Origin of the sequence: Prescottella equi (genome assembly GCF_020171745.1) — a bacterium.
Lineage (GTDB): Bacteria > Actinomycetota > Actinomycetes > Mycobacteriales > Mycobacteriaceae > Prescottella > Prescottella equi_A.
The window spans coordinates 1-22,071 of the sequence record NZ_JAIVAH010000003.1 but is presented as its reverse complement, the minus strand read 5'-3'; the positions used below and the strand labels follow the sequence as shown (position 1 = coordinate 22,071).

19 protein-coding genes are annotated in these 22,071 nt (G+C 68.4%); 11 read left to right on the top strand and 8 right to left on the bottom strand.

Annotated elements, in window-relative coordinates:
* Positions 1-2: 2 nt before the first annotated feature.
* Positions 3-584: a hypothetical protein gene (locus LCL87_RS00880; protein WP_225015624.1), complete on the bottom strand. Its 582-nt coding sequence runs from the start codon at positions 582-584 to the stop codon at positions 3-5.
* A 68-nt stretch (positions 585-652) separates the two neighbouring features.
* Here LCL87_RS00880 and LCL87_RS00875 point away from each other — a divergent pair, with 68 nt between their 5' ends.
* On the top strand, positions 653-2,074 hold the full coding sequence (locus LCL87_RS00875) for a cellulase family glycosylhydrolase (protein ID WP_225015622.1): 1,422 nt from the start codon (positions 653-655) through the stop codon (positions 2,072-2,074).
* A gap of 3 nt (positions 2,075-2,077) precedes the next feature.
* On the opposite strand, the gene LCL87_RS00870 is transcribed toward LCL87_RS00875, so the two are convergent.
* The 7 genes from LCL87_RS00870 to LCL87_RS00840 form a co-directional block, all read right to left on the bottom strand.
* On the bottom strand, positions 2,078-3,262 hold the full coding sequence (locus LCL87_RS00870) for a CoA transferase (RefSeq protein ID WP_225015621.1): 1,185 nt from the start codon (positions 3,260-3,262) through the stop codon (positions 2,078-2,080).
* Positions 3,259-4,941, bottom strand: a complete 1,683-nt coding sequence (oxc, locus tag LCL87_RS00865) for an oxalyl-CoA decarboxylase (protein ID WP_225015619.1) — start codon at positions 4,939-4,941, stop codon at positions 3,259-3,261. The genes LCL87_RS00870 and oxc overlap by 4 nt, the downstream gene beginning before the upstream one ends.
* A gap of 140 nt (positions 4,942-5,081) precedes the next feature.
* The gene (locus LCL87_RS00860; RefSeq protein ID WP_225015617.1) at positions 5,082-6,563 is read right to left on the bottom strand and encodes an FAD-dependent oxidoreductase; all 1,482 of its coding nucleotides are present in this window, start codon (positions 6,561-6,563) and stop codon (positions 5,082-5,084) included.
* A 90-nt stretch (positions 6,564-6,653) separates the two neighbouring features.
* The gene (locus LCL87_RS00855; RefSeq protein WP_225015615.1) at positions 6,654-7,070 is read right to left on the bottom strand and encodes a carboxymuconolactone decarboxylase family protein; all 417 of its coding nucleotides are present in this window, start codon (positions 7,068-7,070) and stop codon (positions 6,654-6,656) included.
* Positions 7,067-7,966, bottom strand: a complete 900-nt coding sequence (locus LCL87_RS00850; RefSeq protein WP_225015613.1) for an NAD(P)-dependent oxidoreductase — start codon at positions 7,964-7,966, stop codon at positions 7,067-7,069. Before LCL87_RS00850 ends, LCL87_RS00855 begins: the two co-directional genes overlap by 4 nt.
* Complete coding sequence (locus LCL87_RS00845; RefSeq protein WP_225015611.1) at positions 7,963-8,712, bottom strand: SDR family oxidoreductase; 750 nt, start codon at positions 8,710-8,712, stop codon at positions 7,963-7,965. The genes LCL87_RS00850 and LCL87_RS00845 overlap by 4 nt, the downstream gene beginning before the upstream one ends.
* Positions 8,713-8,739: 27 nt before the next feature.
* A complete protein-coding gene (locus LCL87_RS00840; protein ID WP_225015609.1) occupies positions 8,740-10,212 on the bottom strand; it encodes an aldehyde dehydrogenase in 1,473 nt (490 codons plus the stop codon).
* Between the two features lie 119 nt (positions 10,213-10,331).
* Between LCL87_RS00840 and LCL87_RS00835 the strand changes: the two genes are divergently transcribed.
* From LCL87_RS00835 to LCL87_RS00790, 10 genes are all read left to right on the top strand, one after another.
* Entirely contained in the window at positions 10,332-11,189 is an 858-nt protein-coding gene (locus tag LCL87_RS00835; protein ID WP_225015607.1) for a mycofactocin-coupled SDR family oxidoreductase, read from the top strand.
* A gap of 50 nt (positions 11,190-11,239) precedes the next feature.
* Positions 11,240-11,800: a helix-turn-helix domain-containing protein gene (locus LCL87_RS00830; RefSeq protein WP_225015605.1), complete on the top strand. Its 561-nt coding sequence runs from the start codon at positions 11,240-11,242 to the stop codon at positions 11,798-11,800.
* A 4-nt stretch (positions 11,801-11,804) separates the two neighbouring features.
* Positions 11,805-13,034 (top strand): cytochrome P450, encoded by a 1,230-nt coding sequence (locus LCL87_RS00825; RefSeq protein ID WP_225015603.1) that lies wholly within the window; start codon positions 11,805-11,807, stop codon positions 13,032-13,034.
* Positions 13,034-13,834 (top strand): SDR family oxidoreductase, encoded by an 801-nt coding sequence (locus LCL87_RS00820; RefSeq protein WP_225015601.1) that lies wholly within the window; start codon positions 13,034-13,036, stop codon positions 13,832-13,834. The genes LCL87_RS00825 and LCL87_RS00820 overlap by 1 nt, the downstream gene beginning before the upstream one ends.
* On the top strand, positions 13,831-15,252 hold the full coding sequence (cyp51, locus tag LCL87_RS00815) for a lanosterol 14-alpha demethylase (protein ID WP_225015599.1): 1,422 nt from the start codon (positions 13,831-13,833) through the stop codon (positions 15,250-15,252). The genes LCL87_RS00820 and cyp51 overlap by 4 nt, the downstream gene beginning before the upstream one ends.
* Positions 15,253-15,254: 2 nt before the next feature.
* Positions 15,255-15,449 (top strand): ferredoxin, encoded by a 195-nt coding sequence (locus tag LCL87_RS00810; protein WP_225015597.1) that lies wholly within the window; start codon positions 15,255-15,257, stop codon positions 15,447-15,449.
* A gap of 50 nt (positions 15,450-15,499) precedes the next feature.
* Positions 15,500-16,051 carry a nuclear transport factor 2 family protein gene (locus tag LCL87_RS00805; RefSeq protein ID WP_225015595.1) on the top strand — a complete coding sequence of 184 codons (552 nt, stop codon included), beginning with the start codon at positions 15,500-15,502 and terminating at the stop codon, positions 16,049-16,051.
* Complete coding sequence (locus LCL87_RS00800) at positions 16,045-17,307, top strand: hypothetical protein (protein ID WP_225015593.1); 1,263 nt, start codon at positions 16,045-16,047, stop codon at positions 17,305-17,307. The genes LCL87_RS00805 and LCL87_RS00800 overlap by 7 nt, the downstream gene beginning before the upstream one ends.
* Positions 17,308-17,334: 27 nt before the next feature.
* Positions 17,335-18,960: an acyl-CoA synthetase gene (locus LCL87_RS00795; protein WP_225015591.1), complete on the top strand. Its 1,626-nt coding sequence runs from the start codon at positions 17,335-17,337 to the stop codon at positions 18,958-18,960.
* A gap of 570 nt (positions 18,961-19,530) precedes the next feature.
* Positions 19,531-22,071, top strand: a 2,541-nt coding sequence (locus LCL87_RS00790; protein WP_510850675.1) for a beta strand repeat-containing protein, incomplete at its 3' end; no start/stop codon positions are given.

The following is a 22,071-nucleotide window of genomic DNA, read 5'->3' as shown; positions in this document are numbered from 1 at the left end:
GCTCAGCGCGATCCGGCCCTGGCACGAGGCCGTGCGGCCCGAGTCTTCGTCGGCGCCGGTTCGACGCGTCGCCGAAGCCTCTCGTCGAGCAGGTGCACCAGTCCGACGAACAGGCCGACGACGGCGCCCCACAGCGCGGAGACCACCAGACCGAGAATCAGTGCGAGGGCATACGTCCCGAGGCCCTGGTGGGTCTCGAAGCTGAGGTACACGATGCGCACGAGGTTGCCGACCGCGACACCGAGCATGGTGGCGAGCAGGCCGGCGAGGAACGGGCGGCGCCGGCTGGCGGACAACCGGACCCAGGCCGTCGCGATCATCACGAGGGCGGCGACGACGTCGACGAACCAGAACGTCCACGTGGTGTCGCCCAGCGGGAACAGACGCAGCGGCGGGATCCCGAACGGCAGCCCGATCGCGCTGGGAACCAGCAACTCCGGGGTGAATGTAAGGACCCAGCCGGTGATCGACCACGTGCCGAACAGGATCGACGCGAGCACGAGCGTCGCGGTCGCGGGCCACGGACCCACTGCGATCCGCCGGATCAGCGGCCTTGCCGAAAACGCCCCGGACTGGACAGACATGGCGCAACATTAGCCCAGTAAGTAGGACGATCGTCCAGGTTTTGCGTGCGAAAGTGAGTGGTGGAGCGGTGGGACGTGTGTGGGTGCTGTCCTTGGCTGCCGTCGGGGCACTGGTCCTGGCCGGGGGAATCGGTGCGGCGCTCCGGGCGGACCCGGCACCGTCGACCGCGTATCTCACCGACGACGCCGGCCGTGCGCTGATCCTCAACGGCTTCAACACCGCGTCGAGCGCCAAGAGCACGCCTGACGGCATGCCGACGTTCACCGAGGCGGACCTCGACCGCGAGCACACCGACATGGGCACCAACTTCGTGCGGTTCCTCATCTCGTGGCGGTCGGTCGAACCCGAACCCGGTGTGTACAGCCAGGAGTATCTGGACCGCGTCGCCGAACGCGTCGGCTGGTACGCCGACCGCGGCTACAGCGTCATGCTCGACATGCACCAGGACCTCTACTCGAGCGCCATCACCCCGGGCGGGCAGAACGGCAACGGCGCGCCCGCGTGGGCGACGTACCTGGACGGGCTTCCCGTGGGCGACAACGACATGTGGGAGATGTATTACCTCGAGCCCGGCGTGATCCGGGCGTTCGACAACTTCTGGAACACCACCGGCGCGCACCCCGAACTCACCGACCACTACGCGAACGCGTGGCGCGCGGTGGCCGAGCGCTTCGCCGGCAACCCCGCCGTGGTCGCGTACGACCTGATGAACGAGCCGTACGGCGGCACCCTGCAGGGGCCGGCGTTCGAGGCCGGGCCGCTGACGGCGCTGTACCAGAAGACGTCCGACGCGATCCGCACGGTCGACCAGGACACCTGGGTGTGCGTCGCCCCGCAGGCGATGGGCACCAACTGGGGCACGCCCAGCGGACTGCGCCCCATCGACGACGCCCGTGACGGTGAACAGCGCGTCGCCTACTGCCCGCACATCTACCCGCTGCCGATGGACCTCGGCGGCGGGTACACCGGCAGTTCGCGGACCCAGGTGGACGCGACGATCGACGCGTGGCGCGGCAACGTCCTGCGCACCGCGAAGGACCTCGGCAACGCGCCGATCATCCTGGGGGAGTTCGGACTCGACACCACGCTGCCGGGTGCCCTCGACTACGTCGACCGGATCTACGACACCGCCCGCGAGATGGGGGCCGGCGTCTCCTACTGGTCGCGGGATCCGGGCCCGTGGGGGCCGTACGAGGAGGACGGCGTCGAACGGAATCTTGTTGCGACACTGGACGAGCCCTACCCGCGCGCGGTCGCCGGCCAGCCCACCGAATGGGCGGCTGATGCGGACCGGCTCGAGTTCTCCTACGTGCCGAACCTGTCGATCACCGCGCCCACCGAGGTGTACCTGCCGGCCCGGACGTTCCCGAACGGCGCCGACGTCGACGGCGCGCACGTCGCGAACTGGAATCCCGACACCCGGATCCTGACGCTGCGGGCGCCGGCCACCCGGCAGGAGGTCACGGTCACCGTGACGCCTCGCGGCTGACCGTCACGCGTCGGGACGCGGAGCGAACTCCCGGCGCAGCATGTCGCCGCAGTCGTCTAGTTCGGGGGAGGGGATCGTCGCACCGAGCGAATCCCAGGTGCCGAACTTCAGCGGCGTACCCGGGACGTCGAATCCGCCCACGGTCTTGATCATTCCGCGCACGGCGATCTGGTCGAGCTTCCGGGTGTCGTCGACGTTGAGGACGATGCCCACCGGCACACCGGCCTCGATGAGGCGGCCCCGCCACGCCTCGCCGGTGTCCGTGCGCAGCACGTCCTCCATCGCGGTCTTGAGGTCGGTGTGGTTGGCGCAGCGGTCGACGTTGGTGGCGAACCGCGCGTCCTCGGGGAGATGAGTGAGGCCCATTGCGCCGCACATGAGTTCGAACAGATGGTCGTTGCCGACGGCGATCGCGATCGGGCGGTCACTGCACTCGAACGTGTCGAACGGATACATGAAGGGGTGCCGGTTGCCCAGGCGCGTGGGCCGGACGCGGGGACCGAGCGCATCCATCAATCCGTGCTCCATCAACGCGAACGTGCTGTCGAGCATCGCGATGTCGACGGTGGTGCCGCGCCCGGTCCGATCGCGGGCGACGAGGGCCGTGAGGATTCCGCAGTACCCCATGATGCCGGCGGTGATGTCCGAGATCGACGTGCCGACCCGGGTCGCGGGGCCGTCGGGCCACCCGGTGGCGTCCATGATCCCGGACAGCGCCTGGATCACCGTGTCGTAGGCCGACTCCTGATGCATCGGCCCGTACTGGCCGAACCCCGAGATCGAACAGACGATCAGTCGGGGATGCTCGGCCACGAGGTCGTCCGGCGCGAGCCCGAGATGCGCCATCACTCCCGGGCGGAAGTTCTCCACGACCACGTCGGCGTGCTTGATCATCGACCGCACCAACGCCATGTCGTCCGCGTCCTTCAGATTCAGCGCGATGCTCTCCTTGCCGACGTTCGCCAACCGGTAGTACTCGGAACTGCCGTCGTCCGCGAACGGCCCCATCTGCCGGGTGTCGTCGCCGATGCCGGGGCGCTCGATCTTGATGACGCGGGCACCCGAGTCGGCGAGCATACGGGTGCACGTCGGCCCGGCGAGCACGTGAGTGAAGTCGACGACCGTGATGCCCTCGAGTGCCTGCGGCTTGGTGGGATCGAGATGTCCGCCGGGATCGTGTTCGGTCATGTTTCCTCCTCGTGCGCCGGGCGATTGAGCTTCTGCAGGTGGCCGCTTTCGGTGCCGACGGCCGGATCGATGACGCAGTCGATCAGCGCGGGCTCACCCGAGGCCAGTGCCGACCGCAGCGCCGCGGTCACCTCGTCGGGCGTCTCCGCGTGGTAGCCGACGCCGCCGAACGCCTCGATCAGCGTGTCGTACCGGCTCGAGTGCAGCAGCACCGTCGGCGCCGGATCCGTCGAATGCGCGTTGGTCTCGTCGCCCCGGTACACGCCGCCGTTGTTGAACACCAGCACGACGACGGGCAGTCGGTACCGGCAGATCGTCTCGATCTCCATGCCGCTGAACCCGAACGCGCTGTCGCCCTCGATCGCGACCACCGGCGACCCGGTCTCGACAGCGGCGGCGATCGCATACCCGAGTCCGACGCCCATCACACCCCACGTCCCGGTGTCGAGCCGGTGCCGCGGCCGGTGGATCGGAATGATGTTGCGCGCGTTGTCGAGGGTGTTCGCGCCCTCGCTGACGACGATCACGTCGGGATGGGCGGCGAGGACGTCCCGTACCGCGCGTAGCGCGACGGCGAAGTTCATCGGATGCACGTCGGCGCGCAGCCGCGCCTCCATCTTCGCGGTGTTCGCCTGCTTCTTCGCCGCGATCTCGGCGAGCCACTCCGGTGATGGCGTGACCGCGCCGGGCCGCAACGCCGCCAGCAGCGCCGTCATCGAGGACGCGATGTCGCCGGCAACCGGGGCGGCGATCGGCCGGTTGCTGTCGAACTCGGTGGGGCAGACGTCGAGTTGGACGAACCGGGCGTCGGGGGACCACCGGGGCGAGCGGCCGTGCTCGAGCATCCAGTTGAGCCGCGCGCCGACGAGCACCACCACGTCGGCGCTGCCGAGCACCAGCGAGCGGGCCGCCGCCGCGGACTGTGGATGGTCGTCGGGCAGCAGCCCCTTGGCCATCGACATCGGCAGGAACGGGGCGCCGGTGGCCTCGACGAATGCGCGGATCTCGGTGTCGGCGCGGGCGTACGCGGCGCCCTTGCCGAGCAGGATCAGCGGACGCTCGGCCTGCTCGAGCAGCGTGACGGCCCGCTCGACCGACTCGGGCGCGGGCAATTGGCGCGGCGCCGGATCGACCAGCGGGGGACGCGGCGCGCGGGGCGCGGTCGCGGCCAGGACGCGGGCCGGCAGATCCAGGTAGACGCCGCCCGGGCGTCCGGACACCGCGGCCCGGATCGCCCGCCCGACGCCCACCCCGATGAGGTCGGGGGAGTCGACGCGGTATGCGGCCTTCGCGAACGGGCGAGCCGCCGCGAGCTGATCGAGTTCCTCGTAGTCGCCCTGCCGCAGGTCGATGATCGACCGGTCGCTGGACCCGCTGATCTGGATCATCGGGAAGCAGTCGGTGGTGGCGTTCGCGAGCGCGACGAGGCCGTTGAGGAATCCCGGCGCCGACACCGTGAGACAGACGCCGGGCCGGCCGGTCAGGAAACCCGCTGCGGCGGCCGCGTGCCCGGCGGCCTGCTCGTTACGGAAACCGAGGTAGCGGATGCCGCGGGCCTGTGCGGTTCGGGCGAGATCGGTGACCGGGATCCCGACGACCCCGTAGATCGTTGTGACTCCGTTGTTTTCGAGCGCATCGACGACGAGATCGTTCCCGTCGGCAGTCTCGACGTCGGTCATGGGCGCATCCCCGGACGGCTGGACTACGCCCCGTGCGGGGCGACGGTCCCCTCCGAGTATCCACCCTCGAACGGCCGAGGTCAGCAGCTGCGGACATGCCGGACCGATTGATCCGGCATGTCCGCAGTGTCAGTTCGCGGTCAGCCCTTCGCGGCACTGATGCCGGCCCGACGGCCGAAGAAGCTGCCGTCGCCGAGCGAAGTGCCGGACGCGTAGCCCCACGCGCAGACGCCCGCGGTGCACCGTCCGGCGGCGAACAGCCCCGGAATCGGATCGCCCGATACGTGCAGCACCTCGGACGCGGTGTTGGTGCGCAGGCCGCCGAGCGTGAAGCCGGCGGTGTAGTTGCGCAGGTCCAGTGCCGCGATCGGCGACCCGATCGGCTTGACCCACTCCGGCTTCTTGCCGAGCACCGGGTCCTGCCCGTTCGCGGCGTGCTTGTTGTAGACCTCGACCGTGGCCTGCAGGGTGCCCTCCGGCAGCCCCATCTCGGACTCGAGTTCCTCGACGGTCTCGGCGACCCACTTGGGCTGGAACCGGAAGAACGGCGTCGAACTCGGCGTCGTCTTCGCCTCCTCGTAGGAGTCCTCGTCGATGATCAGGTAGGCCTGATTGTCGTTCTGCAGCAGCGTGAGCTGACCGATCCGTCCCGGATAGGTGTCCTCGTTGACGTAGCGCTGCCCGCGCCCGTTGACCAGGATGCCGCGGACCATCATCTGCGGATCGCCGAAGAACGCGACCTCGGTGGCGTCCATGTGCGCGAGATCGGCTCCGAGGGCCTGGGCCATCCGGATCGAGCGGCCGTCGTGCTCCTCGATCGCGGCGCCCGGACGTCCGATCAGGCGGGGCGCGAACGCCTCGACCATGTCCTTGTTGTAGGCGAAGCTGCCGGTGGCCAGCACGACGCCCTTGCGCGCCCGGACCACGACGTCCTTGCCGTACTGCTTGGCCTGCACGCCGACGACGCGGCCGGTGGCATCGGTGACCAGGGTCTGCACCCGCATGTCGTACTGGGCCTGTACCCCGAGCTTCTCGGCGGTCTCGACCAGCGGCTTCATCAGCATGTAGCCGCCGCCCTTCTCACCCACCTTCTTGTCGGCCATCTGCGGGATGTGCCCGCGTGGGGCGGGGGTGGCGATGGTGTTGAACGGCGCCGCGTTCTCGCCGCCCGAGTACATCAGGCCGTCGTCGTACGGCGTCTCCCAGCCGGGCTGGCCGTAGAAGCTCTCCTTGAACGGGACGCCGCACTCGACCAGCCAGTTGTAGTGGTCGACGCTGCCCTCGCAGTAGTCGGTGATCTTCGCTTCGTCGGCGCCGGGTCCGAGCGCCGCCATCATGAAGGTCTTCATGTTCTCGGGGGTGTCGTCGAACCCGAGTGCCTTCTGCAGCGGCGTGCCGCCGCCCATGTAGATGAACCCGCCCGCGAGCGAGGCCGCGCCACCCCAACCGCCGGCGCGCTCCAGGACAAGCACCTCCGCGCCTGCCCGGGCCGCCTCGACGGCAGCACTGACTCCGGCGATGCCGTAGCCGGCGATCACGACGTCGGCCTCGTAGTCCCAGGTCTCGATGGTTTCGGCGGACAGGGGACGGACCGGCGTGGCCGCGGACGTCGACTCTGACATGGAGGTGGATCCTTTCGCGCATCGGGTAGAACGTGTTCTATAAATCAGTATCCGCGTATCGGGCGGGCGGCGTGCCCGAATCGCGCGGAGTTACTCGGATCGCTGCTTCTCCGCCGCCCGCGCGGCCTTGCGGCGCTCGGCCTTGACCGAGATCAGCGCGTTGTTCAGCCCGGTGCCCAGCGGCCAGCCGACGTAGTGGCAGAGGAAGATCGCGGCCTCCTCGATCTGCTGTTCGGTCAGTTCCTCGTTGCCCAGCGCGGCATTGATCTGGATCTTCGCGACGTCGGTCTGCCCCTGCGCGGCGATCGCTCCGAGCAGCAGCAGGCGCCGGTCGCGCAGGCTCAGGCCCGGGCGGGTCCAGACGTCGGCGAAGAGGTGGTCGGCGGTGACGGCGAAGAAGTCGCCCGGCACGTCCGCCGGCATCTCCCAGCCGTACACCTGGTTCATCATTGCGACACCGCGCTTGCGGCGCTCCGACGTGGCGGCATCGCCGTTGTGGTCGCTCATGCGTTCTCCTTGGTGTGGGCGGACTGGTCGGCAACGGTTCCGGTGCCGACCCCGAGTCCGGTGCCGAGGCCGGCGAGTGCCCGGGTGGCGAGGGGGAGGTCGACGTCGAACCGGTCGCCCAGGCCCAGCGCCAGCGCGAGGTCCTTCTCCCCGAGGTTGCGGACGTGGGAGAGGATCGAGAACCACGGATCGTCCTCGGCGACCGGCGCGGTCGTGTCGCGCAGCATGATCGCCCCCGCGCCGCCGGTGATCGCGTCGGTGTGCCGGACGACCTTGCCGAGCTTGCGAATGTCGATGCCGGCGGCCTCGGCGAGTCGCTGCGCCTCGCACGCCGCGGTGAACGAGACAAAGTGAAGCAGGTTGCGCGCCAGCTTCATCCGCGTTCCGGCGCCGACAGGTCCGGCGTGGATCACCAGTTCGGCGAAGTAGCCGAACGGTTCACGCACCGCCTCGAACGCCTCGTCGCTGCCGCCGACCATGACGGCCAACCGGCCCTGCTGCGCGCCGGGTGCCCCGCCGCTGACCGGGGCGTCGATCAGGTCGACGCTCTTGGCCCGGCACGTTGCGGCCAGTTCGGTGGCCGTCGTGTCGCTGATCGTCGAGTGCACCGCGATCACCGTGCCGGGCCGGGCCGTGGACAGGATCCCGTCCGGCCCGGCGACGACATCGCGGACCTGGGCGTCGTCGAGCACGGTCACCGAGATCACCGACGCGCGGTCCGCGACCTGGGCCGGTGTCGAGACCGCCGTCGCGCCCGCCTTCGTGAACGGTTCGACGGCCTCGGGACGGGCGTCGCACACCACCAGCGTGCCCGGACGTTCGAGCAGTCTGGTGGCCATCGCGGCGCCCATGTTCCCCAGGCCGATGTGGCCGACCGTGCGGGTGGGTTCGCTCACGACCGGATCACCTGCCCGCCGTCGACGTTGAAGATCTGGCCGGTGATCCAGCTCGCCTCGTCGGACAGCAGGAACAGGCACATGCCGACGAGGTCGTCGGGAGTGCCCATGCGCTGCAGCGGAATCCGCTTGACCATGTCCGCGACGATGTTGCCGGGGGTCACCGTGCGGGTGGCCTCGGTGTCGATCGGGCCCGGGGCGATCGCGTTGATCCGGATGTTCGACCAGCCGAGCTCGAACGCGAGCTGCTGGGTGAGGCCGTTGATCCCGACCTTCGCCAGCCCGTAGAAGTTGGAGTACACCCAGGCCGCGGTGGACGACTGGTTGACGATCGACCCGCCGCTCGCGCGCATGTGCGGCACCACGGCGCGGCACACGTTGAGCGCGCCGTCCATGTTCACGCTCATGAACTTCTTGTAGTAGTCCCACGGCACCGTGAGCAGCGAGTCGAGCTTCATGCCGCCGTAGATCGCCGCGTTGTTCACGAGGTGGTCGATGCGGCCGAACCTCTCGATCGTGAACGACGCCAGCTCCAGCGCCGAATCCGGCTCGGCCACATCGACTTCCTTGAACACGGCAGAGCCCCCGTCGGAGGTGATCTGCTTGGCGACGGTCTCGCCCAGTTCACGGTTGAGGTCGGCGACGACCACGTCGGCGCCCTCGGCGGCCAGTGCCCGGGCATACCCCTCGCCGATGCCCTGGGCGGCGCCGGTGACGATGGCGGTGCGTCCGTCGAAACGTCCCATCTGCTTGTCTCCTGTCGTCGAATTCGGCTAGTCGGTCGCGGGTTCCGCGACGAGCTTGGTCTCCAGGTACTCCTCGAAGCCGGCCACACCCATCTCGCGGCCGATGCCGGACTGCTTGTAGCCGCCGAACGGGGCGTCCGCGGCATACCAGACGCCGCCGTTCACGGCGAGCGTCCCGGTCCGCACGCCCTCGACCACGTGCCGGACGCGGTCGGGGTCGGTGCCCCACACGGACCCGGACAGGCCGTACGGGGAGTCGTTGGCGATCCGAATCGCGTCGTCGTCACCGTCGTGGGGGAGGATCACCAGCACCGGCCCGAAGATCTCCTCCTGGGCCACGCGGGACGAATTGTCGAGGCCGGAGATCAGGGTGGGCTCGACGAAGAAGCCGCGCTCGTGCTCGGCGGGCCGGCCGCCGCCGACGACGATCGTCCCGCCCTCCTCGACGGCGAGCTTCAGGTAGCTCTCCACGCGGGCACGCTGGCGGGCGGAGATCAGTGGGCCGCAGACGGTTCCGCGTGAATCCGGGTTGCCGGGCCGAATCCCCGCCATGGTGCGGGCGGTGGCCTCGACGGCCTCGTCGTAACGTTCGCGCGGCACCAGCAGGCGGGTCGTGATCGCGCAGCCCTGGCCGGCGTGGGTGCACACTGTGAACGCGGCGATCGCGCATCCCGCGGCCAGGTCGGCGTCGTCGAGGACGATGAACGCGGACTTGCCGCCCAATTCCAGGAACACCTTCTTCAGCGACTGCGCGGCCGCCGTCATGACGGCCTTGCCGGTCGCGGTCGAGCCGGTGAACGAGATCAGGTCGACGCGCGGATCCTCGGCCAGCTGGGCGCCGAGTCGGTGATCTGTCGAGGTGACGATGTTGATCACGCCGGCCGGGATGTCGGTCTCCTCGGCGATGACCTTGCCGACCAGGGCCGCGCACCACGGGGTGTCCGGCGCCGGCTTGAGGACGACGGTGTTGCCGGCCGCGAGCGCGGGGCCGATCTTGGCGAAGTTGATCTGGTGCGGAAAGTTCCACGGCGTGACGGCTCCCACCACGCCGACAGCCTCTTTGAGGATTCGGCGGCGGGTCTTGATTCCCATCGGCGCGGCGACGCCCAGATCGGACTCCCACGCGTACGACTCGGCCAGGTCGGCGAAGTAACCGAGGTCCGCGATCGGGCCTTCGAGTTGCGGTCCGGCGGTGAGCATCCGGGGTGCGCCCACCTCGGCGATCGTGATCTCGCGCAGTTCCTCGATGTGTGACTGCAGGGCGTCCCGCAGCTGGCGCAGGCACCGTGCCCGGAAGGCTGGATCGCGCGACCAGGCGGTGTCGTCGAAGGCCCGGCGGGCCGCCGCGATCGCCGCGTCCATGTCGGTAGCCGTGCCCTCCGCCGCGTTGCCCACGACCTCCTCGGTGGCGGGATCGATCACCTCGAACACGCCACCCGAGCCCGGTACCAGTTTGCCGTCGATGAGGAGCGCGGAGCTGTCGGTCGGTCGAAGCGTCATTGCGCAAAACCTTTCTGACTGGACAGGTGTCTGGACTATAGTACGAACAAATGTCGCCAGCAATGCCGTTCCGATGGAATGTCATTCGGAATCCATTGCCGTAGTGCAAGGGAGCAGTCGTGGAGAGAGTTGCCGGCAAGGTCGTTCTGGTGACCGGTGCCGCCCGGGGCCAGGGGCGTAGTCATGCGGTTCGATTGGCGGAGGAGGGTGCCGACGTCATCGCGTTCGACGTCTGTGCGGACATCGGCACCAACGAGTACCCCCTCGCGACCGAGGCGGACCTGGCCGAGACCGTGCAGTTGGTCGAGAAGGCCGGCGGGAGGGCGGTCGCCGCGAAGGTGGACGTCCGGGATCGGGCGGAGCTCGAAGCGCGCCTGTCCGATGCCGTCGCGCAGTTGGGTCGCCTCGATGTGGTGGTGGCCAACGCGGGGATCTGTCCGCTCGGTAATCATCTGCCGCCGCAGGCGTTCGTCGACGCGTTCGACGTCGACTTCGTGGGTGTGGTCAACACCGTTCACGCGGCGCTGCCGTACCTGGGGGCGGGCGCCTCGGTGATCGCGATCGGTTCGGTGGCGGGCCTCGTGCCGCAGACCGGCTTCAATGGTCAGCAGGCGCTGCAGGGTCCGGGCGGTGACGGATACGGGTTGGCCAAGAAGATGATTCAGGCCTACACGAACTCGCTGGCGCTGACCCTCGGGCCCAGTTCGATCCGGGTCAACGCGATCCATCCGACCAACTGCAACACCGACATGTTGCAGAGCCCGCCGATGTACAAGACCTTCCGGCCGGACCTCGAGAATCCCACCGCCGAGGACGCGGCGGTGACCTTCCCGTTCATGCAGGCGATGCCGATTCCGTGGGTCGAACCGGAGGATATCTCGCACGCCGTCGTGTACCTGGCCTCCGACGAGTCGCGCTACGTCACGGGACAGCAGTTGCGGATCGACGCCGGTGCCGGCATGAAGATCGGCCTGTGATCCCTCCCGATGGACAGGAATCTGTAGTAGTGTCCGGACATGTGTCTAGTATGAGTTTCGAGTCCACGCGTCGGCGTCTGACGCCGAAGCAGGCCGAGACCGTCGACCGACTGTGCGAGGCCGCGGTGGAGGTGCTGCGGGAGGGTGACTTCGCGGGCCTGACGGTCCGCGCGGTCGCGTCGCGCGCCGGCGTCGGACCCGCGACCGCATACACCTATTTCTCGTCCAAGGAACACCTCGTCGCCGAGGTGTTCTGGCGCAGGCTCTCGCAGTCGCCGCGGCCCGAGTCCGACGGACTCGACCGGACCGGTCGCGTCGTCGCGGTGCTGCGTGGCATCGCGCTCCTGCTCGCCGACGAACCGGCGCTGTCGAGTGCCGTCACCAATGCGCTCCTCGGTAGCGACCCCGACGTCGAGCACCTGCGGGTGCGGATCGGCATCGAGATTCGCGGCCGAATCGGAGAGGCGCTCGGCAAGCCCGCCGATCCCGAGGTTCTCGAGACCCTCGACCTCCTGTACGCCGGAGCGCTGCTCCGGGCCGGCATCGGGTACGGCTCCTACGAAGACCTGGCCGGTCAGTTGGAGCGTTCCGCCACAATGATTCTGGAGTGAACACATGCTGGATCCGTCCGGTGCGACCCGCGCCGAAGCGCCGATCGATTCGACGTTCTTCAACCCGTACGACTACGACTTCCACGAGGACCCGTACCCGATCTATGCGCGGTTGCGTGACGAGGCGCCGATCTACCACAACCCGGAGATCGGGTTCTGGGCGCTGTCGCGCCACTCCGACGTCCTGCGAGCGTTCCGGGACAGCACCCGGCTGTCGAGTGCGAACGGCGTCTCGCTCGATCCCGCCGCGTACGGGCCGCACGCGCACCTGGTGATGTCCTTCCTCGCGATGGACGATCCGCGGCACGCCCGCCTGCGTCAGTTGGTGTCCCGCGGATTCACCCCGCGCCGCGTCGCCGAACTCGACGGCCGGATCCTCGAACTGACCCGGCAGTACCTGGAACCGGCGTTGGAGGCGGGCGAGTTCGACTGGGTCGCCGAGGTCGCGGGCAAGCTCCCGATGGACGTCATCTCCGAACTGATGGGCGTGCCGGAGGCCGACCGCGCGGAACTGCGTCGTCTCGCAGACTTGGTGGTGCACCGGGAGGACGGGGTTCTCGACGTGCCGCCGGCGTCGGTGGAGGCGTCCTTCAGTCTGATGACCTACTACAAGGACATGATCGAGCAGCGTCGCCGGTCGCGCACCGAGGACCTCACCTCGGCGCTGCTGGACGCCGAGATCGACGGCGACAAGCTGTCGGACCAGGAGGTCCTCGGGTTCCTGTTCCTGATGGTGGTCGCCGGCAACGAGACGACGACCAAGCTGCTCGGCAACGCCGCGTACTGGGGTGCGCACAATCCCGATCAGGTCGCGCAGGTACTGAACGATCCGGAGCGGGTGACGGACTGGGTCGAGGAGACCCTGCGATTCGACACCTCCAGCCAGATCGTCGCCCGCACAACCGCTGTCGATCTCGAGTACTACGGACAGACGGTGCCGGCAGGGGAGAAGATGCTGCTGCTGATCGGGTCCGCAAACCGGGACGACGACGTGTTCGAGGACGGCGACCGGTACCGGATCGGCCGGGACTCCACCAACAAGCTCGTCAGCTTCGGTGGCGGCGTGCACTTCTGCCTCGGTGCGCATCTCGCGCGGCTCGAGGCGAACATCGCCCTCGCCGAATTCGCCAAGAGGGTCAAGCAATACGAGGTCGACGAGTCCGGAATCGAACGTGTCCATTCCACGAACGTGCGGGGCTTCGCGGCCCTGCCGATGAAGGTGCAGGTGCGCTGATGCCCCGTTTCGAACCCAACCCCGCCCGCAGGCCGACGCTGATCAGCGGCGCGTCGTCCGGAATCGGTGAGGCCGCCGCCTACGCGCTCGCCGACCTGGGGCACCCGGTCGCGCTCGGCGCCCGTCGGGTGGCGGAGACCGAGGCGATCGCGGACAAGATCCGCAGCAACGGCGGAGAGGCGTTCGCCCACTTCCTCGACGTCACCGACGACGCCTCGGTGGACGTGTTCGTCACGGCCGCCGAGGACGCGCTCGGCCCGGCCGAGATCGTCGTCTCCGGTGCCGGGGACCTCGAGTTCGGTGCCGCCGACCAGATGGATCCGGCCCGCTTCGCGAAGCAGATCGACGTCCACCTCATCGGTGCACAGCGGCTCGCGCACCGCGTCCTGCCCGGGATGCGCGAGCGCCGGCGCGGCGACTTCGTGCTGATCGGCTCGGACTGCGCCGACCGTCAACGCCCCATGATGGGCGCCTACGACGCGGCCAAGGCAGGCCTCGAGGCGATGGGTCGTCAGATGCGAATGGAACTCGAAGGCACCGGGATTCGCGCATCCATCGTGCGACCCGGACCGACCGCCACCGGTATGGGCATGAACTCCACGCCCGAGATCCTCGCGCCGGTCGCCGAACTGTGGAGCAAGTGGGGCTTCGCTCGCCACGGCTACATGCTGCGCGCGTCGGACATGGCGAACGCCGTTGTCGCGGTGGTGGGGGCACCCCGCGGTGTCCACCTCGTCCTCGTCGAGGTCCAGCCCGAGGCGCCGCTCGCGCCGCTTCCGAAGTCCGAGGAGACGAAATGACCCTGACCGATCCGCCCCGCGTGTCCGGCGGCCTGCACGAGCACGGCCACCTCGAGGAACTGCGCACCGACCCGATCGCGCTGATGCGCCGCGTCCGTGAGGAGTGCGGCGACGTCGGGGTGTTCCGGTTGGTCGACCGCGACGTCGTCCTGCTCACGGGGGCCGAGGCCAACGAGTTCTTCTTCCGCTCCTCCGACGAGGATCTGGACCAACAGGCCGCCTACCCATTCATGAAGCCGATCTTCGGAGAGGGTGTGGTGTTCGACGCGAGCCCCGAACGCCGGTCGGAGATGCTGCACAACTCCGCGTTGCGCGGCGAGCAGATGCGCGGCCATGCGGCGACGATCGGCGTCGAGGTCGAGGACATGGTCTCCCGGTGGGGCGACGAGGGCGAGATCGATCTGCTCGAGTTCTTCGCCGAACTGACCATCTACACCTCGTCGGCGTGCCTGATCGGCAAGAAGTTCCGGGATGAACTCGACGACCGGTTCGCCAAGCTCTACCACGAACTCGAACAGGGCACCGATGCGATCGCGTTCGTCGACCCGTACGCCCCGATCGAGAGCTTCCGTCGCCGGGACGCCGCACGTGTCGCGCTCGTCGAGCTGGTCCAAGGGATCATGAACGGCCGGATCGCGAATCCTCCTCAGGGCAAAGAGGATCGGGACATGCTCGACGTCCTGGTCTCGATCAAGGACGACGACGGCAACCTGCGGTTCAGCGCCGACGAGATCACCGGCATCTTCATCTCGATGATGTTCGCCGGCCACCACACCACCTCGGGTACCGCGGCCTGGTCGCTGATCGAGCTACTGCGGCACCCGGACGCGATGCGGCAGGTCACCACCGAGCTCGACGAGCTGTACGCCGACGGTGCCGACATCAGTTTCCATGCGCTGCGGCAGATCCCGGTGCTCGAGGCCGTGATCAAGGAGACCCTCCGGTTGCATCCGCCGCTGATCATCCTGCTCCGGGTCGCCCGCGGCGACTTCGAGGTGGGCGGCTTCTCGATCCACGAGGGGAACCTGGTGGCGGCCACGCCGGCGATCTCGAACCGGATCCCGGAGGACTTCCCGGACCCCGACGCCTTCGATCCGGCCCGGTACATCGACCCGAACCAGGAGGACACCGCGAACCGTTGGACGTGGATCCCGTTCGGAGCGGGTCGTCACCGTTGCGTCGGGGCGGCGTTCGCGCAGATGCAGCTCAAGGCGATCTTCTCGATTCTGCTGCGCGACTACGAGTTCGAGATGGCGCAGCCGGCCGACTCGTACCGCAACGACCACAGCAAGATGGTGGTGCAGTTGCAGCAGCCGTGTCGGGTCCGCTATCGGCGACGGACCACCCGGGCGGCGTCCGTCGGCGCGGCGGCAGCGGCTCCGGCGGGGTGCCCGGTCGCCCACGCGAGCGAGGCCTGATCATGCGCGTCGAAGCCGACCTCGACCTCTGTCAGGGGCATGCCGCGTGCGAGCTGGAGGCGCCCGACGTGTTCGAGGTGCCCAAGCGCAGCAAGGTCACCATCCTCGACGCGAACCCGCCGGAGTCGTTGCGGGCCGACGTCGAGAACGCGGTCCGGTACTGCCCGACGCAGGCCCTGCGGATCGTCGAGGACTGAAGAGATTTCGCGTTCGTACCCACACCAGGACTATCGAAGGAGACGACAGCATGACCGGATTCGACCGCGGTGAACTGGACGAGATGGTCCAGCGCTGGGTGGACGCCAACAAGAAGGCCGAGGCGGCCGGCGACTGGAAGCCGTTGGCGGACTTCTACACCGAGGACGCCACCTACGGCTGGAACTACGGGCCCAAGCAGGATTTCATGGCGGTGGGGCGGGACGAGATCCGCGAGGTCGCACTCGGACTGGAGATGCAGGGGCTCGAGGGCTGGGAGTACCCCTACCAGGAGTTCGTGATCGACGAGCGCAGCGGCAACGTGATCGGGCTGTGGAAGCAGATCTCCGACGCCGCGCGTCCCGACGGCACCAACTACTCGGTGTACGGCATCGGCGGCAGCTGGTTCCGGTACTCCGGGAACTTCCAGTGGTCCTGGCAGCGCGACTTCTTCGACTTCGGCAACGTGTCGGCGCTGTTCATGGAGATGATCCAGAACAACGCGCTCTCGGCGGGCATGCAGGCCCGCATCCAGCGCTCGATCTCGGGCGAGAAGCTGCCGGGCTGGTACCCGGCCGGACAGGCCCCGGTTCCGCTGTGGTGAGCACCGAGGCGCAGTCGTCGCGTTCGTTCGGGGCGCTCTCGCGGGTCGATCTCGCGACGCTGGTCCCGGAGCTGTTGCTCTGCGGCCAGCTCATCGATCGGTCCGGCATGGCCCACCTGATCGTCGAGTTCGGGCGGGAGGGCATGGCGCAGGTCGCGATCGAGGAGTGGCAGGCGTCGAGCCCGTGGTACACCCGCCGCATGCAGCGTGCGTTGCGCTACGAGGGCGACGACGTGGTCACCATCTTCAAGGGCCTGCAACTCGACATCGGGGCGCCGCCGCAGTTCATGGACTTCCGATTCCGGGTGGACGATCCGCACCACGGGGAGTTCTGGCTCGACCACTGTGGTGCGCTGATGGACGTCGAACCGCTCGGCGACGAGTACGTGACGGCGATGTGCCACGACATCGAGGACCCCACCTTCGACGCGACCGCGTTGGCCACCAATCCGCACGCGCAGGTCCGCCCCATCCACCGTCCGCCGCGCCGACCGGCGGATCGGCACCCGCACTGTGCGTGGACGGTCGTCATCGACGACGCGCACGTCCCGCCGACGATGCAGCCGCACACCGAGCAGATCGGCCGGACCGCGGCCTACACAGTCGAACTCAGCCCGATCGACACCGGCGGCGACGGCAATCACGACTACGCGGGACCGCTGCTGTCCGATCTGAGGTTCCAAGACTTCTCGCAGTCCGCGCTCGTCCGGATCGCCGAGGAGGTGTGCCTCCAGCAGCACCTGCTCGCGCTCGGCTTCCTGATCGCGGTCCGCAAGCGGGTGGACGAGGACAAGGCGGTGGAGATCACCCGCAAGCAGCTCACCGGAATCGCCGGCGTCACCGCGCAGCGGATCCGCGACGCACTCGGGCTGCCGGACGATCTGGAGGGCCTCGCGACCGTGCTGTCCGTGCATCCGCTGCTGAACCCCAAGCAGTACGTGGACAGCGAGATCCGCTTCGACGGAGAGCAACTGACGCTCACCATCCGACGGGACGGGCTCGTCGACGCCGACGGCGGCTGGCCCACGCTGATCGACGCCGGACACCTCGAGGCGCTGCAGGCGCTGGTGCGTGGCGTCAACCCGCGCTTCACCGTGCGGGTGACCGGCGAGGACCCGGCGGGTCTGCACGCCATCGTCGACGTCACCGACGAACCCGCACCCGAATGTGTCGAGGTCGCGATCACCAAGGTGAGCACCGGTGCCGCATTCACCTTCGAAGACCGTGGAATTCCGTTGCCGCTCTATGTGATCTGATCGGCCGACCAGACAGGGGACATCCGCATGGCCTATACGTTCGCTGACCTGTTCGAGCATTCGGTGGACGCGATGCCCGACCGTCTCGCAATGATCGTCTCCGGCGAGCAGGTCACCTATCGCGAACTGGACGAGCGGGCGAACCGACTCGCCCACCACCTCGAGGGCGCCGGGTTCGGCGCGGGAAGCCACATCGGCGTCCACATGCACAACTCGATCGAGACGATGGTCGTCATCATCGCCGCCTTCAAGCTCCGGGCGATCCCGGTGACGGTGAACTACCGCTACACGTCCGACGAACTGCGCTACCTCTACGACAACGCCGACCTCGAAGGCCTGGTGTTCCATCAGGGTTTCGCGGACCGGGTCGCCGAGGTGCTGCCCGAGGTTCCGCGCATCCGACACCTCGTCTCGGTGGCCGACGAGCTGGCGATCGGCGACGAGTGCGAGGTCATCGGAGCCGTCGCGTACCGGGACGCGCTCGCCGGGGGCAGTGCTGCGCGCGGCTTCGAGGAGCGCAGCGCGGATGACCACTACATCTTCTACACCGGCGGCACCACCGGCCGGCCGAAGGGCGTGGTCTGGCGTCACGAGGACATCTGGCGGGTACTGGGCGGCGGACTGGACTTCTACACCGGCGAGCCGATCGCCGACGAGTTCCAGCAGTCCCGGGTCGGGGTGGCGGCGGGCGAGGCGATGCGCTGGGTGATGCTGCCGCCACTGATCCACACCTCGGCGATGATGCCGACGTTCACGGCCTTCTTCTCGGGCAACACCGTCATCATGGAACCGAAATTCGATGCGTCCCGGGTGTGGGAAGTCGTTGCCGAGTACCGGCCGCAGGTCATGGTCATCACCGGCGACGCGATGGGACGGCCCCTCGTCGAGGCGTATCGCGAGCAGGACCGGGACACGTCGAGCCTGGCCGTGCTCGCCTCCGGTGCGGCGCTGTTCTCCGCCGCGGTCAAGGACGCATTCTTCGACGTCCTGCCGAACTTGATGATCTCCGACTCCGTGGGATCGTCCGAAACCGGGTTCGGTGGAATCGGATTCGCCACCAAGGGGTTCGAGCAGCACGGCGGACCCAAGGTCGGGGCGAACAAGTATTCGGTCGTCGTCGACGACGAGAACCGGCTGCTGACACCGGGTTCCGGGGCCGAGGGATGGTTGGCGAAGCTCGGCAACGTCCCAGTGGGGTACTACAACGATCCCGTCAGGTCCGCCGAGATCTTCCGGGTCGTCGACGGGCAGCGTGCCGTGGTCACCGGGGACCGGGCCAGGATCGAGGACGACGGATCGATCACCCTTCTGGGGCGCGGCAACATGGTCGTCAACACGGGTGGCGAGAAAGTATTTGTCGAGGAGGTCGAGGCCGTGGTCAAGGCACACCCCGACATCTACGACGCGATCGTCATCGGTGTCCCTGATGAGCGGTGGGGTAGCAGGGTGGCCACCGTGGTCCGCGTGCGAGACGGCGTCGAACCGGACTTCGAGTCCGTCGAGAAGCACGCCCGAAGTCAGCTGGCCGGCTACAAGATCCCGAGGACCTACTGGACCGCCGACGAGGTGGTGCGAACTCCGAGCGGCAAGCCCGACTACGGGTGGGCCAAGGAGCACGCGACCATGCACGGGCATTCGTACCGGATCGACTAGACGCAGTCCGGCGATCGAGGAGATGCTCTGTGGGTGTGCGTTTTCGTCTGCCCGGATCCACGGGGGTGTGAAGCGCGCCGGAAATTGGCGTGGTCGCCGGATGCATCGTCAGTGAATAGGCCGCAACGGGCGCGCGTGATCGCATTTGTGCGCGTCGTCGTTACAGGCGGAATCGTCCGTCTTCCTGCGGTTCTCCATCGAAAGCCAACCTCAGGGTGAATGTCGGGGTGAATCACCCCGCGGTGTCATTCGGCTCCTGATCGAAACCCGCAGATCGGCCATGTGCAGCACCGGGTTTGGTTAGTTCCGCGAATGGAATTCGGCCGGCTTCGCCGAATGCGGGGGCTATCGATATAGGTTCGAGATGCTATCTTGATCACGCCGGTAAGCATGTGGCTGGGGGTTTTGCTATCCGTTCAGATGGGGGTCTGACGGGTTTTTCGGGGGGCGTTCTTCGCCTGTTTTCTGTCTTCATGCGGCTGGGTGTTTGTTGTGCGTCGCTGGCATGCCGATCGAGGAGGTTGAGGAACGATGTCTACCCACAGGGCCCGTAACTTGAGAACACTGCGGATGAAGAGCCGAATCATGGTCGCGGCCACCGCGGTCGGGGCTTTGACGATTGCCACACCGGCGGTCGCTCAGGCTCAGCCCACCCCGCAGAACGGACTCGGCAGCAGCGCGAACGGCGGCGCCAACGGAGGACTCGCAGGTCTGGGCAGCAGCGTCGGCGGTAACGGTGATGCCGGCGTCGGCAGCACCGCGGGCCCCGGTGGCGCCAACGGCGGCATCGACGCGGGCAGCGCCGGCAACCTCGACTTGGCGAATCTTGCGCAGACGGCGTTCGGCAGCCTCGCGAACCTCGGCACCGGCAGCCTCGGCGGCGGAGGTGTGGATGCGGGCAGCGTGGCGGATGTCGTGCCCGATCTGGGGCTCGGAAGCCTCGGGAACGCCGGCGGCGGCAGCACGGGCGACACCGGAAGCATCGGCGACACCGGCAGCGACCAAGGCGATTTCGGTCTGGGCAGCGTCGAGCTCGGACTCGGGGCCATCGGTGATCTGGCTGCGGGAAGCGTCGGCAACGCGGGCGCGGGTAGCGCAGACACGGGCAGCGATGCTCCCGGAAGTGGCGACACCGGCCTCGGCAGCCTGACCGACCTGGGATCGGACAACGGCAGCCTCGACCTGGCCGCTCTGGCGCAACTGGCGCTGGGGAGTGCCGGTGAAGGCGGAGTCGACCTCGGGAGCCTCGCGGATCTCGCTCTCGGCAGCCTGGGGCTGCCAGCGGGTAGCGCCGATTTCGGCACCGGCAGCCTTGCTGACCTCGGCACCGGCAGCGACGGTACGGACCTCGGGAGCCTCGCGTCGGGCAGTGAGACCGGAAGCGACTCGGGCAGCGCGGGTAGCTCGGACCTGACAGCGGGCAGTGCGAACCCGGCTCTGGATCTCGGCAGCCTTGCCGAGTTGGCTGTGGGGAGCCTGGATCTTCCCGCCGGCAGTGGGGACCTCGCTGCAGGCAGCGGCGATCTGGACCTGGGTAGCCTGGCTGATCTGGGCGCGGGCAGCGGCGATCTGGATCTGGGTAGCCTCGGTGAGGCCGCGCTGGGTAGCTTGGCGCTTCCGTTCGGCAGCCTGGCTCTCCCGGTTGTCGGTAGCGCGGCGGCGCTCGGATCCACAGGCGATGCGGGTAGCACCGGTGGCACCGAGGCGGGTAGCTCGGGTCTGGATCTAGGCAGTCTCGCCGACCTCGGGTCGGGTAGCGATTCGGGTATCGAGCTGGGCAGCCTCGAGTCCGGCAGCGGTGAGCTGACTGCGGGCAGTGGCGATCTCGACTTGGGCAGCCTGGGCGAGCTTGCGCTCGGCAGCCTCGGTGAGGGCAGCACGGGGCTGGATCTGGGTAGCCTCGCCGATCTCGGTTCGGGTAGCGATTCCGGTAGCGGTGAGCTGACTGCGGGCAGCGGCGATCTGGATCTGGGCAGCCTGGGTGAGGCCGCGTTGGGTAGCTTGGCGCTTCCGTTCGGCAGCCTGGCTTTGCCGGTTGTCGGTAGTGCGGCGGCGCTCGGGTCGACTGGTGATGCGGGTAGCGCCGGTGGTGCCGAGGCGGGTAGCTCGGGTCTGGATCTCGGTAGCCTCGCGGACCTCGGGTCGGGTAGCGATTCGGGTATCGAGCTGGGCAGCCTCGAGACCGGTAGTGGTGAGCTGACTGCGGGCAGTGGTGATCTGGATCTGGGCAGCCTGGGCGAGCTCGCGTTGGGAAGCTTGGGACTGGATGCCGGTAGCCTCGCGGATCTCGGTTCGGGTAGCGATTCCGGTAGCGGCGACACCGGCAGTGGTGAGTTGACTGCGGGCAGTGGCGATCTCGACTTGGGCAGCCTGGGTGAGGCCGCTCTGGGTAGCCTGGGGCTGGATCTCGGCAGTCTCGCGGATCTCGGTTCGGGCAGCGATTCCGGTAGCGACACCGGCAGCGGTGAGCTGACTGCCGGAAGTGGTGATCTGGACTTGGGAAGCCTGGGTGAGGCGGCTCTGGGTAGCTTGGCGCTTCCGTTCGGCAGCCTGGCCCTGCCGGTTGTCGGTAGTGCGGCGGCGCTCGGATCCACAGGCGATGCGGGTAGTGCCGGTGGTACCGAGGCGGGTAGCTCGGGTCTGGATCTCGGTAGCCTCGCGGACCTTGGTTCGGGCAGTGATTCGGGTAGCGGCTCCGGTAGCGGCGACACCGGCAGTGGTGAGTTGACTGCTGGCAGTGGCGATCTCGACTTGGGCAGCTTGGGCGAGCTTGTACTGGGCAGCTTGGGGCTGGATGCCGGGAGCCTCTCGGACCTGGGTTCGGGCAGCGATTCCGGTAGCGACACGGGCAGTGCCGACACCGGCAGCGACACGGGCAGTGGCGACACCGGCAGTGGTGAGCTGACTGCGGGCAGTGGCGATCTCGACTTGGGCAGCCTGGGTGAGGCCGCTCTGGGTAGCTTGGCGCTTCCGTTCGGCAGCCTGGCCCTCCCAGTCGTGGGTAGCGCGGCGGCCCTCGGGTCCACGGGTGACGCGGGCAGCGCGGGCGGCACGGACGCGGGTAGCTCGGGTCTGGATCTCGGTAGCCTCGCGGATCTCGGTTCGGGCCGC

What these genes read in the sequence shown, in the direction of transcription:
- LCL87_RS00880 (WP_225015624.1), bottom strand. Translation starts at nt 584, where the DNA reads ATGTCTGTCCAGTCCGGGGCGTTTTCGGCAAGGCCGCTGATCCGGCGG.
- LCL87_RS00870 (WP_225015621.1), bottom strand. Translation starts at nt 3,262, where the DNA reads ATGACCGAACACGATCCCGGCGGACATCTCGATCCCACCAAGCCGCAG.
- oxc (WP_225015619.1), bottom strand. Translation starts at nt 4,941, where the DNA reads ATGACCGACGTCGAGACTGCCGACGGGAACGATCTCGTCGTCGATGCG.
- LCL87_RS00860 (WP_225015617.1), bottom strand. Translation starts at nt 6,563, where the DNA reads ATGTCAGAGTCGACGTCCGCGGCCACGCCGGTCCGTCCCCTGTCCGCC.
- LCL87_RS00855 (WP_225015615.1), bottom strand. Translation starts at nt 7,070, where the DNA reads ATGAGCGACCACAACGGCGATGCCGCCACGTCGGAGCGCCGCAAGCGC.
- LCL87_RS00845 (WP_225015611.1), bottom strand. Translation starts at nt 8,712, where the DNA reads ATGGGACGTTTCGACGGACGCACCGCCATCGTCACCGGCGCCGCCCAG.
- LCL87_RS00840 (WP_225015609.1), bottom strand. Translation starts at nt 10,212, where the DNA reads ATGACGCTTCGACCGACCGACAGCTCCGCGCTCCTCATCGACGGCAAA.
- LCL87_RS00830 (WP_225015605.1), top strand. Translation starts at nt 11,240, where the DNA reads ATGAGTTTCGAGTCCACGCGTCGGCGTCTGACGCCGAAGCAGGCCGAG.
- LCL87_RS00825 (WP_225015603.1), top strand. Translation starts at nt 11,805, where the DNA reads ATGCTGGATCCGTCCGGTGCGACCCGCGCCGAAGCGCCGATCGATTCG.
- LCL87_RS00820 (WP_225015601.1), top strand. Translation starts at nt 13,034, where the DNA reads ATGCCCCGTTTCGAACCCAACCCCGCCCGCAGGCCGACGCTGATCAGC.
- cyp51 (WP_225015599.1), top strand. Translation starts at nt 13,831, where the DNA reads ATGACCCTGACCGATCCGCCCCGCGTGTCCGGCGGCCTGCACGAGCAC.
- LCL87_RS00810 (WP_225015597.1), top strand. Translation starts at nt 15,255, where the DNA reads ATGCGCGTCGAAGCCGACCTCGACCTCTGTCAGGGGCATGCCGCGTGC.
- LCL87_RS00805 (WP_225015595.1), top strand. Translation starts at nt 15,500, where the DNA reads ATGACCGGATTCGACCGCGGTGAACTGGACGAGATGGTCCAGCGCTGG.
- LCL87_RS00795 (WP_225015591.1), top strand. Translation starts at nt 17,335, where the DNA reads ATGGCCTATACGTTCGCTGACCTGTTCGAGCATTCGGTGGACGCGATG.